The 14326-nt window shown below is 71.7% G+C and carries 10 protein-coding genes and 1 tRNA gene; 5 read left to right on the top strand and 6 right to left on the bottom strand.

Annotation, left to right across the window (positions count from 1 at the left end):
• The first annotated feature begins 32 nt into the window (after positions 1-32).
• Positions 33-1571, top strand: a complete 1539-nt coding sequence (locus tag ACZ4MU_RS02205; RefSeq protein ID WP_467869818.1) for an alkaline phosphatase — start codon at positions 33-35, stop codon at positions 1569-1571.
• Between the two features lie 174 nt (positions 1572-1745).
• Entirely contained in the window at positions 1746-2306 is a 561-nt protein-coding gene (locus ACZ4MU_RS02200) for a hypothetical protein (protein WP_467869816.1), read from the top strand.
• Between the two features lie 39 nt (positions 2307-2345).
• Here ACZ4MU_RS02200 and ACZ4MU_RS02195 read toward each other — a convergent pair whose 3' ends face one another.
• Complete coding sequence (locus tag ACZ4MU_RS02195; protein WP_467869814.1) at positions 2346-4007, bottom strand: FAD-binding dehydrogenase; 1662 nt, start codon at positions 4005-4007, stop codon at positions 2346-2348.
• Between the two features lie 23 nt (positions 4008-4030).
• Positions 4031-4666: a TetR/AcrR family transcriptional regulator gene (locus ACZ4MU_RS02190; protein WP_467869812.1), complete on the bottom strand. Its 636-nt coding sequence runs from the start codon at positions 4664-4666 to the stop codon at positions 4031-4033.
• A gap of 378 nt (positions 4667-5044) precedes the next feature.
• Here ACZ4MU_RS02190 and ACZ4MU_RS02185 point away from each other — a divergent pair, with 378 nt between their 5' ends.
• Entirely contained in the window at positions 5045-7459 is a 2415-nt protein-coding gene (locus ACZ4MU_RS02185) for a S8 family serine peptidase (protein ID WP_467869810.1), read from the top strand.
• Between the two features lie 301 nt (positions 7460-7760).
• Here ACZ4MU_RS02185 and ACZ4MU_RS02180 read toward each other — a convergent pair.
• Together ACZ4MU_RS02180 and ACZ4MU_RS02175 are read right to left on the bottom strand one after the other, a co-directional pair.
• Positions 7761-7834, bottom strand: a tRNA-Pro gene (locus ACZ4MU_RS02180).
• Between the two features lie 128 nt (positions 7835-7962).
• The gene (locus ACZ4MU_RS02175) at positions 7963-8901 is read right to left on the bottom strand and encodes a metallophosphoesterase (RefSeq protein ID WP_467869809.1); all 939 of its coding nucleotides are present in this window, start codon (positions 8899-8901) and stop codon (positions 7963-7965) included.
• 132 nt (positions 8902-9033) lie between these two features.
• Here ACZ4MU_RS02175 and ACZ4MU_RS02170 point away from each other — a divergent pair, with 132 nt between their 5' ends.
• The gene (locus ACZ4MU_RS02170; RefSeq protein ID WP_467869808.1) at positions 9034-9498 is read left to right on the top strand and encodes a GatB/YqeY domain-containing protein; all 465 of its coding nucleotides are present in this window, start codon (positions 9034-9036) and stop codon (positions 9496-9498) included.
• A gap of 265 nt (positions 9499-9763) precedes the next feature.
• Here the strand turns inward: ACZ4MU_RS02170 and ACZ4MU_RS02165 are convergent, their stop codons facing one another.
• A complete protein-coding gene (locus tag ACZ4MU_RS02165; RefSeq protein WP_467869807.1) occupies positions 9764-12046 on the bottom strand; it encodes a transglycosylase domain-containing protein in 2283 nt (760 codons plus the stop codon).
• A gap of 470 nt (positions 12047-12516) precedes the next feature.
• On the opposite strand from ACZ4MU_RS02165, the gene ACZ4MU_RS02160 reads away from it, so the two are divergent.
• Positions 12517-12882, top strand: a complete 366-nt coding sequence (locus ACZ4MU_RS02160; RefSeq protein ID WP_467869806.1) for a WhiB family transcriptional regulator — start codon at positions 12517-12519, stop codon at positions 12880-12882.
• Between the two features lie 45 nt (positions 12883-12927).
• Here the strand turns inward: ACZ4MU_RS02160 and bagB are convergent, their stop codons facing one another.
• Positions 12928-14325: an ATPase BagB gene (gene bagB / locus ACZ4MU_RS02155; RefSeq protein WP_467869805.1), complete on the bottom strand. Its 1398-nt coding sequence runs from the start codon at positions 14323-14325 to the stop codon at positions 12928-12930.
• Position 14326: the final 1 nt, after the last annotated feature.

Below are 14326 nucleotides of genomic sequence, written 5' to 3'. Positions count from 1 at the left end.
CTCGTTCATATTGGGCTCATAGCTTCGCGGCCATGAGATCCATGGGACACAAGCGCCGCAAGGCGCTGACGGTGGTGGCGCTGGCCTCCGCCGTCGCGGCGGGCAGCGCCGTCACGGCCAACTCCGCCCCGCAGCACGGCGGCCGCCCGTTCCCGGGCCACGGCCAGGAGATACACAACGTCATCTACCTCCTCGGCGACGGCATGGGCCGCACCCACGTCACCGCCGGCCGTGAGCGCTACTACGGCGCCCAGGGCAAGTTGAACATGGAGCGTCTGCCGTACACCGGCGCGGTCGCCACGTACGCCGTGGAGAAGGGCAGCGACCAGCCCGCGCTCGTCACCGACTCGGCCAGCTCCGCGACCGCCTGGTCCTCCGGCGTGAAGACCTACAACGCCGCACTGGGCGTGGACGCGTACGAGAAGCGCCGTGTGACGCTGATGGAGCAGGCCAAGAAGGCCGGCTTCGCCACGGGCAACGTCTCCACCGCCGAGGTCACCGACGCGACCCCGGGCGCCCAGTTCAGCCATGTGCTGCTGCGCGGCTGCCAGGGCCCGGTGTACTCGGACGCGGCCTGCCTGCCGAAGAACGCGGACGGCTCGTACGAGAAGGCGCCCGAGGACAAGACGCTGATCACCCCGGTCGCCGAGCAGATCGCCCGCAACGGCACCGCCGACGTGGTGCTCGGCGGCGGCCTCGCCCGCTTCGAGCCGGACGACCAGAAGGCCCTCCAGGCCCAGGGCTACCAGGTGCTCGGCAGCTTCGGCGACCCGAGCCTGCCCGCCCAGAGCGCCGCCAGCCAGAAGGTCGCCACCAAGGCCGACCTCGACGCCGTCGAGGCCAAGAAGGTCGTCGGCCTCTTCAACCGTGGCAACCTCACCGTCGAGCAGGCCAAGGCCGGTCTCCCGGCGGGTGCCCCGCAGAAGCAGGAGCCGACTCTCGCCGACATGGCGAAGAAGTCGATCGACCTGCTCGACAAGCGCTCCAAGAAGGGCTTCTTCCTCCAGATCGAGGGCGCCCAGATCGACAAGCGCTCGCACGCCAACGACGCCGCCCAGACGCTGGCCGAGGTCAAGGCGTTCGACGACGCCGTCAAGGCCGCTTACGACTTCGCCCGCAAGGACGGCCACACCCTGGTCGTCGTCACCGCCGACCACGAGTGCGCGGGCTTCAACATCATCGAGAAGGGCACCTACACCAACGCCGAGTCGGTCGCGCCCCCGGCCAACACGGACGCGGGCAACCCGGCCAACAACTCGACGCCGTCGCGCGACAAGTCGGGTGCCAAGGACCCGGTCCGCTCGCCCGGCATCCTCAACGGCTCCGGCTCCGCTGACGCCAAGAACTTCGCCCCGGCGACCTTCCGCACGCCGGACGACCCGGCGGGCGTCAAGGACGGCACCCCCGACGCGAGCCTGTGGCTGACCTACCTCTCCGGCAACCACACCGGCGCCGACGTGCCGATCTACGCGTACGGACCGGGCGCCGAGAAGTTCGCGGCGAGCCAGGTCAACACCGAGCTGTACGGCAAGATGTACCGCTCGCTCTTCGGCCGGGCGCCGCGCGGCTGACACGGCAGGACGGTTGGCGGCGCACTGTTTCACGTGAAACACCCCACGCTGTTTCACGTGAAACATCGCCCCAACGTCCCTTTTCCACCAGGCGGTTGACGACACCACTACCGCCCGCCAAGGGCCGGGGGGCCACCCTCCCCCGGCCCCGCACCGCCACCCCGGGAGTACGCAGTGAACCGCTCGATCCGTCTGGCCGCCCTCGCCCTGAGCGCCCTGGCCCTCACCACGGCCTGCGGGGGCTCCGGCGACGACGGGGCCGACGCCGGGCAGCGGCCCGCACGGGCCGAGCGGGCGGCGGCCCCGGCCGTCACCTTCCCCGCGCCGGGCGGGGCGCCCCCGCCCGCAGTGACCCTCGCCCAGGTCCCGGCGAAGGGGGAAGTGCGCCTGGAGCAGGGCCCGTTCACGGACCGTATCCGGCTCACCGAGCTCGCGCTCTCACAGGAGCGCAAGCCGTCCGTCACCGGCCACTTGGCCATCACCTCCGACGTGAGCGATGTGCTGGCGCTGGAGCTGCGCGCCGCCTTCTACGACGAGCGCGGCCACCTGGTCGGTACCGGCTCCTTCCAGTACGCGGAGGAGGGCGAGGCGGGCGAGGCCGTCCACGGCACCGCCGGACACGCCGAGTCCCGTGCGGAGGGCACCGGCATCGACTTCTCCGCCGCGCCCAAGACCGCGCTGACCGGCACCCCGGCGAGCGCGGTCCTGTCCGTCCCGGTTCTCGTCAACGAGTGACCCCCAGGCGCCCGTTGGCGCACGCGTGGGCCCGTCGGCTCACGCCAGCCGACGGGCCAGCGTCCGTCCGGCCGCCCGGCCCGAGAAGATGCAGCCGCCGAGGAACGTACCCTCCAGCGCGTTGTAGCCGTGCACCCCGCCGCCGCCGAACCCGGCGACCTCCCCGGCCGCGTACAACCCGTCGAACGGGGTCCCGTCCGGCCGTACGACCTGGGATTCCAGCGTCGTCTCCAGACCGCCGAGCGTCTTGCGCGTCAGCAGGTGCAGCCGCACGGCGATGAGCGGCCCGTGCGCCGGGTCGAGCAGCCGGTGCGGCCTGGCCACCCGGGAGAGGCGGTCCGGCCAGTACGCACGCGCGTTGCGCATCGACATGACCTGGAAGTCCTTGCCATAGGAGTTGTCGATCTCGCGGTCGCGCGCCAGGATCTCCCGCTCCACCTGGTCGAATGCGAGCTTGGGGCCGGGCGGGATCGCGTTCATGCCGTCGACGAGGTCGCGCAGGTTGCGGCGGACGACGAAGTCCTCACCGTGGTCGAGGAACGCCTGTACGGGACCGGGCGCGCCCCTGCGTACCCGCGACAGCGCCAGCTTCAGGTTCTTGCCGGTGATGTCGGGGTTCTGCTCCGAGCCGGAGAGCGCGAACTCCTTCTCCACGATGGAACGCGTCAGCACGAACCAGGTGTGGTCGTGGCCGGTCCCCGCGATGTGCCGGAGCGTGCCGAGGGTGTCGTGGCCGGGGAAGAACGGCGCGGGCAGCCGCCGTCCGGTCGCGTCCAGCCACAGCGAGGAGGGCCCGGGGAGGATCCGGATGCCGTGGCCGGGCCAGACCGGGTCCCAGTTCTTCAGGCCCTCGGTGTAGTGCCACATCCGGTCGCGGTTGACGACCGAACCGCCCGCCTCCTCGGTGATCCCCAGCATCCGTCCGTCCACATACGCGGGCACACCGGTCACCATCGAGCGCGGCGCGGGCCCCATCCGCTCGGTCGGCCAGTTCCGCCGGACCAAATCGTGGTCCCCGCCGATGCCTCCGGAGGTGACGACGACGGCTTGCGCGCGCAGCTCGAACTCGCCCCGCGCCTCACGGGAGGAGGCCACACCGCGCGGCTCGGACGACGGCACCAGGACGGTGCCGCGCACCCCGACCGCCGCCCCGCCCTCGACGACCAGCCCGTCCACGCGATGGCGGTACTTGAAGGTCACGAGCCCGCGTGCGGCGGCCTCCAGGACCGGCTCGCGGAAGACGCGGACGACCTCGGGGCCGGTCCCCCACGTCAGATGGAAGCGGGGCACCGAGTTGCCGTGCCCGCCCGCCGTGCCCGTGCCGCGCTCGGCCCACCCGACGGTCGGCGTCAGACGCAGCCCGAGCCCGGACAGATAGCTCCGCTTCTCCCCGGCGGCGAAGTTGACGTACGCCCTGGCCCACTGGCGCGGCCAGTGGTCCTCGCGCTCGCGGTCGAAGGCGGCCGAGCCCATCCAGTCGGCGAGCGCGAGATCGTAGGAGTCGTTGATGCCCATCCGGCGCTGCTCGGGACTGTCGACGAGGAACAGCCCGCCGAGCGACCAGAAGGCCTGGCCGCCGAGGTTGGCCTCGTTCTCCTGGTCGACGACGAGCACCTTGCGGCCCGCGCGCACGAGTTCGTACGTGGCGACGAGTCCGGCGAGGCCGGCTCCCACGACGATGACATCGGCGTCGTCACTCACGGGGGTCTCCTGGGGGTCGGGGGCTAAGAGGTGGCGGTGATCTCGGTGCTGTAGGCGTGGAGGACGTGCAGGAAGAGCGCCTCGCGGCGAGCGCGGACGGCCTCGCTCGCCGGATCGAGCAGGACCTGGACGGCGGTGCCGTCGTGGACCGCGACGAGCGCCTGTCCGAGCGCGTCCTCGTCGGTGACCCGGCGCCCGGCGCGCCCGAGCGCCGCCACGACCACCGGCAGCACGGCGTCCTGGATCGCCTGCTCCCGGGCGGCCATCACCCGCCGCAGGGCGGGGTTGCGCAGGGCGTGCGCGGTGAACTCGGCGGTGACCCGGTACCAGGCGTCGTCGACCGGGATCGCCCGCAGCGCGGCCCGTACGGCGTCCTCGGGCGCCGCCGCCGACACCTCGGCCAGGGCGTCGCGTACATCCGTGAGCAGCCGCTGCGAGCGCTCCTCCCACATGGCGAGGAACAGCTCGTCGAGGGAGGTGAAGTTCGAGTAGAAGGCGCCGCGGGTGTATCCGGCGCGCTCACAGACCTGTTCCACGGTGGACCGGCCGAAGCCCTCCTCGGCGAACACCTCGAGCGCGGAGTCGAGCAGCCGCCGCCGGGTGCGTGCGCGGCGGGTGGTGACGCGCTTGGGGGCGGGCGGGGACGTAGACGGGGACATGGACGGGGACGCGGGCGATTGTGCCGGGGCGGCGGGCGGGGCCATGGGGTCCTCCTCGTGGATACGCGAACGTATCCGATACGCGAACGTATCCGATACGCGAACGTATCCGATACGCAAACGTATCCACAAGGCCTCTGACCAGCGAGGGCACGGGGACGCCGACCCGCTGGGCTGCGTCCGGGGGCCGCGCCCGCCCGGCAGGCCGGAGTGTCCGATACCGGCCCCCACGATTCGGCCGTGTCCCGCACTCCCCGCCGTTTGTCGCGTTTGCGGCCTGTACAGCCGCCGCTCCCCGCAGCAGGGTTCTTCCCGGCGGCAGGGCCGCGGCGCCCCGGGGGAGCGCGCACCGAGGACGCGACCGATGGGAGGCGAACCATGGGCGACCCGCCCGGGGCGGCCGGTCCGGCCGGGGCGCAGGACCCCGGTCCCGAGGGCGCGGGCTTCGCGTACCACCCCGTCGAGCGGGAGCTGATCGTCGTCGCCCTCCCGGAGCTCGCCGGAGACGGGTCGGAGCCCGCCCCAGCCGCCTACGGGCACACCGAAAACGCCTACGGGCCCACCGGAAGCGGCTCGGGACGCACCGGGGAGCACCAGGGTTCACCGGCCCTGGACATGTTCCTGATGGACCAACAGCTGGCCCTGGAGCCACTGTTCGGCAGTGAGGCACGGGTACGGGAGGCGCTGGCGCTGCTCCCCCGGCACGGCGCCGACGTACCCGACCTCACGCTCTTCCACCGCGTCCGGGGCGGCGAGGACCGCCTGGAGGAGCTCGCCTGCCGCCTGGCGGGGCTCCCCGGAATCGAGACGGCGTACGTGAAGCCGAGCGCGCTCCCGGCGACGGGCCCGTTCGGCGGGAGGGAGGAGCACGGAGGCTCCGACGAGCGCGCCGACGAAGGACGGCGCGAGAAGGAGGGGGCCGCAACACCCGACTTCAGCGGGCGCCAGGGCTATCTGGGGCCCGCGCCCGAGGGCGTGGACGCGGCCTGGGCGTGGCTCCAGGCGGGCGGCTCCGGCGAGGGCGTGAGCATCGTCGACGTGGAGGCGGCTTGGCAGCTCGGCCACCGCGACCTCGGCCCGAAGCTCGCCGGGATGGTCGCGGGCACCCCGGTCGACGACCTGGCCTGGCGCAACCACGGCACCGGCGTGCTCGGGGTGCTCGGCGGCAGCCGCGGCGGCAGCGGCACGCTGGGCATCGTCCCGGAGGCCGTCCTCGCGGCCGCGTCCATCCACGGCATCGGCACGGCCCGGGCCATCACCTGCGCCGCCGACCGCCTCGGCGCGGGCGACATCCTGCTGGTCCCGCTGCACCGCCCGGGCCCGCGCTTCGGGTACGCGGCCGACGACCATCAGCGCGGACACATCCCGCTGGAGTGGTGGCCCGACGACTTCGCGGCCGTACGGTACGCGACGGCCCGTGGCGTGGTGGTCGTCGAGGCCGCCGGGAACGGCGCGGAGAGCCTGGACGACGCGCTGTACGCGTCGCGCCCGGACGGCTTCCCGGCATGGTGGCGCAACCCGTTCGACCCGGCGGCCCCGCCCTCCGGCGCGATCGTGGTCGGCGCGGGCGCCCCGCCCCCCGGTACCCACGGCCGCGACCACGGCCCCGACCGCTCCCGCCTGGGGTTCTCCAACTTCGGTACGCGCGTGGACGCCCAGGGCTGGGGCCACGAGGTCACCACGGCGGGCGGCTTCTGGAACCGGCCGGGCGAGCTCCAGGGCGGGCAGTCGGAGGAGACCTGGTACACGGACGCGTTCTCCGGTACGTCACCGGCGGCGGCGCAGGTCGCGGGCGTACTGGCCTCCCTCCAGGGCATGCTGCGCACGGCGGGGCTCGCGCCGCTGGCGCCCGAGCCCCTGCGCGCGCTGCTGCGCCGCACCGGCTCACCCCAGCGGGAGGCGCCGGGCCGCCCGTCCTCCCAGCACATCGGCAACCGCCCGGACCTACGGGCGATCGTGGCGCACCTGGCCCCCCGCCGGACCACGGAGGGCCTTGCGGAACGCCTCTGGGACGACCTCCTGCCCGACCCGCACACCGGCACGACCCACCTGCGCCTGCACGCGAACGGCTCCTGGCACACCCTGCCCGACCCCGCCCCACACGTCCGCATGGCGATCCACGCGGCGTTCGGGGGAGCCGGTCATGTCGTACGGGTGCGGTACACGGATGACGGTGAGGTGGTGGGGGTGAGGGTGACAGGGAGAGATGAGGGGGGAGAGGTGGGGGTGGGGTGGGATGGGACTGGAGGGCCGGCGGGAGAAGGGGAGAGGGGGACCGGAATGAACGAACCACAGAGGTTCGGTGAGGGTGAGTGCGAGGGCGGGGGAGGGGGCGTGGGCGGGGGCGCGGGGACGGCGGCCCCACAACTCCTCCAGCAACAACTCTCCCAACTGCACCAACTGGGTCAGCAACAGCCGTTCCAGTCCCTACTGCATCAGTTCGGCCAGGAGCAGCAGGGGCGGCAGGGACAGCAGGGGCAGCAGACCAACCAGCCACAGCCACAGCCACAGCCACAGCCACAGCTACAACGCCAGCCCCAAGTCCCCCCACAACCGCGATACTTCGTGGCGTACGCAACAGCCGTACAGGCGCCGATAGCCGCGTTCCCCGGAACAGAGGGGGCAATGACACTGATGGTCAACGGCCGCGAGGTACACCTCCCACACCCGAGCCAGTTCGTGATCGAACGCGTCCTGAACGCCTTCCGCGACGGCTATTTCGTACGGGTCGCGTACGACGACCGGATGACGGTGAAGGGAATCGAGGTGGAGGCTTCCAGGGCGGGGCAGTAGGGGCAGCGGGCCAGGGGCTTTCCCCGTATCCGGTCACCGCCGGGCACCGGACGGGCCACTCGTGAGGCGAGGGCGCCGGCACCCACAAGGACGAGCCCCGTCCGTTGCGAGCCCGCCGAGCCCCTGCGCGTACTCGCAGGTCGACGCACGGCGCCCATCCGACCGAAGGGGCCGCTACGGGACCGCGTAGGTAGCCCGAGCGGAACGCGCTGAGGCCTTGATCCACTCCTCAGCGATACCGAAACGCAAGTCAGGCCCGGTCTTCCCTGGAAGGAAAACCGGGCCTGACTGATTTCGGCTGTCGGGGTGGCGGGATTTGAACCCACGACCTCTTCGTCCCGAACGAAGCGCGCTGCCAAGCTGCGCTACACCCCGATGTCACCGGTTGTCGCGGCGACGTCGTTTACTTTAGCCCACCGGCGGCCGGAGACGAAATCCGGTTTCGGGGGCGGGGCGGGGCGGGCGCGGTGGGGTGGCTCTGCTCGGGGAGGAGGCGGGCGGGGTCAGGGGCGGGGCGTCAGGGTCAGGAGGGTGGCCTCGGGGGGGCAGGCGAAGCGGACCGGGGTGTAGCGGTTCGTGCCGCAGCCCGCCGAGACGTGGAGGTAGGAGCGGTGGCCGCCGGACTCGTGGGTGGAGAGGCCCTTCACCCGGTCCGTGTCGAGGTCGCAGTTGGTGACCAGGGCCCCGTAGAAGGGGACGCACAGCTGGCCGCCGTGGGTGTGGCCGGCCAGGACCAGGGGGTAGCCGTCGGCCGTGAAGGCGTCCAGGGAGCGCAGGTAGGGGGCGTGGACCACCGCGATCGAGAGGTCCGCGTCCGCCTCCGGGCCGCCGGCCACCTCCGCGTACCGGTCGCGCTTGATGTGCGGGTCGTCCAGGCCCGTGAACGCCAGCTCCAGACCCTCCAGCTTCAGCCGGCCCCGCGTGTTGCTGAGGCCGACCCAGCCCGCCGTGTCGAACGCGTCCCGCAGGTCCTCCCACGGGTTGTGGACGACGCCGACGGCCGGCGGGTTGCCGTTCAGGCCGTGCTTGCCCTGGACCTTTTCGAGCAGGTAGCGGGCGGGGTTGCGCAGCTTGGGGCCGTAGTAGTCGTTCGAGCCGAAGACGTACACGCCGGGGAACTCCATCAGCGGGCCCAGCGCGTCCAGGACCTCCGGTACGCCCTCCGGGTCGGACAGGTTGTCGCCCGTGTTCACCACGAAGTCCGGGCGCAGCCCCGCCAGCGACTGGAGCCACGCCCGCTTCTTGCGCTGGCCGCTCACCATGTGGATGTCCGAGACCTGGAGCACGCGCAGCGGCCTCATTCCGCTCGGCAGTACGGGTACGTTCACCCGCCGCAGCCGGAACGAGCGGGCTTCGAAGCCCGCCGCGTAGGCGACGCCGGCCGCGCCGATCGCCGTGAGAGCCGCCGTTGCCTTCAAGGGAATCCCGTATCGCGCGTGCATGCGCTCCATCGTCGCAGACGCGCGGAGTTGGGTACGTACGCCCCGGGCTTGCGCCCCCGCGTGCGCTCGGGGCCGCGCTCCCCGGGTGAAACTGGCACGCGCCCCGCGGGTGCCACCTGCCACACTGGGCGCATGACCACGCTCAAGGCCACGCTCAAGGACGACCTCACCACCGCCATGAAGGCGCGCGACGAGCTGCGCTCGTCGACGCTGCGACTGACCCTCACCGCCATCGCCAAGGAGGAGGTCGCGGGCAAGAGCGCGCGCGAACTCTCCGACGACGAGGTGCTGAAGGTGATCGCCAAGGAGGCGAAGAAGCGGCGCGAGGCGGCCGAGGCGTTCGAGCAGGGCGGCCGGACGGAGTCGGCGGCCAAGGAGCGCGCCGAGGGCGAGATCCTCGACGCGTACCTGCCGAAGCAGCTGTCCGACGACGAGCTCCACGCGATCGTCGCGGAGGCCGTGGCGGAGGCCCGGGCCGCCGGCGCCGAGGGGCCGCGCGCCATGGGCGCCGTCATGAAGATCGTGCAGCCGAAGGTGGCGGGGTTGGCCGACGGCGGACGGGTCTCGGCGGCCGTGAAGAGCCTGCTGGCCGGCTGACCCCGGACACCGGAACGGCTCGCTCCGGCCCTTGGCCATCGGGGGTGGCCACCCGGGGCCGCCCGGACTCGCCTCGGGCCCGTTTCGGTCGGCCCGCCCCGGTCCTGCCGCCCCAGGCCCCCGGCCCCGAGCCGTCACCCGCCATGCCCACGGCCCGCGAAAGGGGCGCCCGGACCCCCGGGCGCCCCTCTTCACGTACGGCCCTACGGCCACGTACAGCCACGCGTACGGCCACACGTACAGCCCTACGGCCACACCCACAGCCCTACGGCCAGTTCCCCCCGATCGTCTGCCCCGCCCCCCCAATGACTCCCGGCGGAAGCGAGATCCCCGGGTTCGGCGGGACCGTCACGCCCCCGCCTCCGCCCGCGGCGCCCGGCTTGTTGTCGCCGGTGCCGGGGCGGTGCTTCTTGCCGCCCTTGTTCTTGCCGGGGGTCGGGGCCTTGGCGTTGTCCGGGTCCGCCGGGGGCTCCTTCGACTGCTGCGGGTCGGGGATGTCCAGCCGGACGAACTCGGGGGCCGGCAGGCCGGAGAGGGCGCCGGTCATGGCGTCCTTCCAGATGGGTCCGGGGACCTCACCGCCGTACACCTTCTCCTTGTAGACGCCGCCGATCGTGATGTTCTCCATCTCGACGTTCTGCAGCGGGCTGCCGACCCACACCGCGCCCGACATGTTCGGCGTGTAGCCGACGAACCAGGCGTTCTTGCGCGCGTCCGTGGTACCGGTCTTGCCCGCGTTGTCGCGGTCCGACAGGCCCGCCTGCGCACCCGTACCGGAGTCCGTCACCCCGCGCAGCAGCGTGTTGATCGCGTCCGCCGTGTTCTGGGACATCGCCTGGCTGCACGTGGACTTCGGCACCCGCAGCGCCTTGCCGTCCGCCTTCCTGATCGACTCGATGGCGATCGGCGTGCAGTAGGTGCCCCGGTTGGCGAAGGCCGCGTACGCGGTCGCCATCGTCAGGGGCGAGATGCCGCGGGAGCCGAGGGTGAGCGCCGACGGCGACAGCGGCAGTTTGGCGCCGCTGCCCTCGACCACGTGCAGCTTGTCCGTCATCTGCGACACCGGGCACATGCCGATGTCGCCGAGCATCTGCACGAAGTACGTGTTGACGGACTTCTCCATCGCCTTGCGCAGCGAGTACGGCCCGTGCTCGGACTCGTTCTCGTTCTCAAGCGACTCGTGGTTCAGGTTCTGCCACGGCTTGCCGCTGCACGTCTGGACGGTGTCGGGGTAGTCCATCTCGTACGGCGACGGGTACTCCTGCGTCGGCGGCTTGCCACCCTCGATCGCGGCGGCGGCCAGGAACGGCTTGAAGGTCGAGCCGACGGGGAAGCCGAAGTTCGAGCCGCCCATCTGCCGGTTGACCGAGAAGTTGATCTGCGTCTCGTGGTTGCCGAAGCCGTACGGACGGGACTGGCCCATCGCCATGATCTTGCCGGTGCCGGGCTGGACCAGCGTCACGGCGGTGGCGACCTTGTCGGACTGGTAGACGTGGTCCTTGATGGAGGCCTGGGCGGCCTGCTGGGCCTGCGGGTCCAGGGTCGTACGGACCGTCAGGCCGCCCTGGTTCCAGAGCTTGGCCCGGTCCTCCTTGGTCTTGCCGAAGACCGGGTCCGAGAGGAAGACCTCGCGGACGTAGTCGCAGAAGAAGCCCGCGCCGCTGATGGCGGTGATGCAGCCGTTCTTCGGCTTGGAGACCTTCAGCCTGATCGGCGCGGCCTTGGCGCGGTCCGCCTCGGCCTGCGAGACGTCCTTCTTGTCGGCCATCCGCTGGAGGACCACGTCACGGCGCTTCTTGGCCTCGGTGGCGTCGTTGACCGGGTCGTACCGGCTCGGCGACTGGACGATGCCCGCCAGCATGGCGGCCTCCTCCAGCTTCAGGTCCTTGGCCGCCTTGGAGAAGTAGCGCTTGGCGGCGGCCTCGACGCCGTACGCCTGCTGCCCGAAGAACGTGATGTTGAGGTAGTTCTCCAGGATCTTCTTCTTGCCGAGCTCCTCCTCGACCTGGATCGCGTACTTCAGCTCCTTGACCTTGCGGCCGAGCGTCTGCTGGGTGGCCTCGGCGACCTTGTCGGGGTCGTCGCCGGCCTCCTCCACGAAGACGTTCTTCACGTACTGCTGGGTGAGCGTGGAGGCGCCCTGGGCCACCCCGCCGGACGTGGCGTTCTTGTTCAGGGCGCGCAGCACGCCCTTGAGGTCGACCGCGCCGTGCTCGTAGAACCGCGCGTCCTCGATCGCGACGATCGCCTTCTGCATGTACGGCGAGATGTCCGCCAGCGGGACCACCGTGCGGTCGCGCGAGTACACCGTGGCGATCTGGCCGCCCTTGTTGTCCAGGATCGTGGTGCGCTGACTCAGCGGCGGGGTCTTCAGATTGGCGGGGATCTCGTCGAATCCCTCGACCGTGCCCTTGGCCGCGAGTCCCAGCGCGCCGAACGCGGGCAGCGCGATCCCCGCGAGCACCGCTCCGGAGAGCACACTCACCCCGACGAACTTGGCGGCCTGCTGGGTCCCGGTCAGACCACCGCCCGAGCGCTTCTTTGCCATGGGGGCAGCCTACGTTCTGATTCGCCGGACACGGGTCAATGCTCTGGCCTAAGCTGCTCTCAACTGTCACAGCAGGGTGGTCGTGCATCAATCGATGTTTGCGGCGATGCGCGTGCCGGTGTGTGTGTCGGTGCCGGTCAGGCCGGTCGGTGCCGGTCGATCAAGAGCGCTGTTCGGCTCTCGCAGGAGGGCGGCTGTCCCGGATTCGCCGCCCGTTTACGCCTCATGCGTCATCCGGCGTCCGTTGTGGCTCAACTGGAACGTCCCGCTTGGTCGGGTTTCTGACGTTTGTCGCCGGCTCACTCCGTTGGGTGATCTGCCGCGTACGCATAGTCCGTTCGGGCCATTCAAGATTGGGCCCGAAGGGGGTGTTGCGCTGTGCCCACCTTCCGTAACGTCCTCAACTGGCAGCGGTGAATATGCCTCTGCCGCCGTGGGGGAGCCTCGATTCGGGAGAGGACGGCGCCGGCATGGGCTGGGTAACCGACTGGAGTGCGCAGGCAGCCTGCCGCACTACCGATCCGGACGAACTGTTCGTACAGGGTGCGGCTCAGAACAGGGCGAAGGCGGTGTGCACCGGATGTCCGGTGCGGACCGAGTGCCTCGCGGACGCACTGGACAACCGCGTCGAATTCGGCGTGTGGGGCGGTATGACGGAACGGGAACGCCGCGCGCTGCTGCGCCGGCGTCCCACCGTCACGTCCTGGCGCCGTCTTCTGGAGACGGCGCGTACGGAGTACGAGCGCAGCACGGGCATCCTGCCCGTGGGCATGGACGACGAGGAGGCGTACGCCTACCGGCACGCCGTGGAGGAGACGTACGCGGCCGTGGGGTAGGCCGTATCCGTCCGGCGCGCCGTCGAGGAGACGCGCCGGCCGTACTCAGAGCGCTCCGGCCGCCTCTTCCTGGGCCGCGAGCCGTTCCCCGATGGCCCGGAGCCCGGCGAGATCGTGGACATCGCCGGGCAGGGCGGCCACTTCGGCCACCGGAACCTCGGGGTGGAGCGCGGTGAAGCGGTCACGCGTGCGCTGTTCTCGGGCGAGCACCCGCATCCGCTCGGCGTGCAGGCGCAGCAGACCGGCGGTCAGCCGGTCGACCGACACGCCGTCCTCGGGACCGGTGGGGGAGGGAGCTTCGGGAGAGGAACCACCGGTGCCACGATCCTCAGCCTTCCCGTACCCCTGATCGACAATGCGGCCGTCGACAAGATTTTCCCCGGGTCCCTCCTGGGGGCGGTCTTCCGCCTCGTGGCCCGGCTCGTGACCGGCCTCGTGACCCGGCTCATGACCCCGTTCGTGGTTCGGATCCTGGGTCTCTTCGTGGGCCTCGTCGTGGCTCTCCTCGGGGTGGAGGTCTTCCAGGTGTTCGGCCGCCGCGAGCGCCCGTTCGGCCGACAGCCGGACCGCGCCGCTGCCGTGCACCCGGTTCAGTACGAGGCCGGCGAGCGGCATGGAGTCGGCCGCCAGGCGCTCCACGAAGTACGCGGCCTCGCGCAGCGCGTCCCGCTCGGGCGCGGCGACCACGAGGAAGGCGGTGCCGGGGGCCTGGAGCAGCCGGTAGGTGGCGTCGGCGCGGGTGCGGAAGCCGCCGAACATGGTGTCCATCGCCGCCACGAACGTCTGGACGTCCCGCAGCAGCTGGCCGCCGAGGAGCTTGCCCAGCGTGCCCGTCATCATGGACATGCCGACGTTGAGGAACTTCATCCCGGCCCGGCCGCCCATCTTCGCGGGGGCCATGAGCAGCCGGATGAACTTGCCGTCCAGGAACGACCCGAGCCGCTTCGGCGCGTCGAGGAAGTCGAGCGCGGAGCGCGAGGGCGGGGTGTCCACGACGATCAGGTCCCACTCGTCGCGGGCCCGCAGCTGGCCCAGCTTCTCCATCGCCATGTACTCCTGCGTGCCCGCGAAGCCGGCCGACAGGGACTGGTAGAACGGGTTGGAGAGGATCGCCCGGGCGCGCTCGGGGTCCGCGTGCGCCTCGACGATCTCGTCGAAGGTCCGCTTCATGTCGAGCATCATGGCGTGCAGCTCGCCGTCGCCCTCGACGTCCTTGACCCGGCGCGGGGTGTTGTCCAGCGAGTCGATGCCCATCGACTGGGCGAGCCGGCGCGCCGGGTCGATGGTCAGGACGACCACCTTCCGGCCGCGCTCGGCGGCCCGCAGCCCGAGCGCCGCGGCCGTCGTGGTCTTGCCGACGCCCCCGGAGCCGCAGCACACCACGATCCGTGTGCCGGGGTCGTCGAGCAGGGGGTCGATGTCGAGCGGCGTCGCCGTGTCCATG

It is taken from the genome of Streptomyces sp. NPDC026377, assembly GCF_055567715.1.
This window is presented reverse-complemented; position numbering and strand designations above follow the sequence as displayed.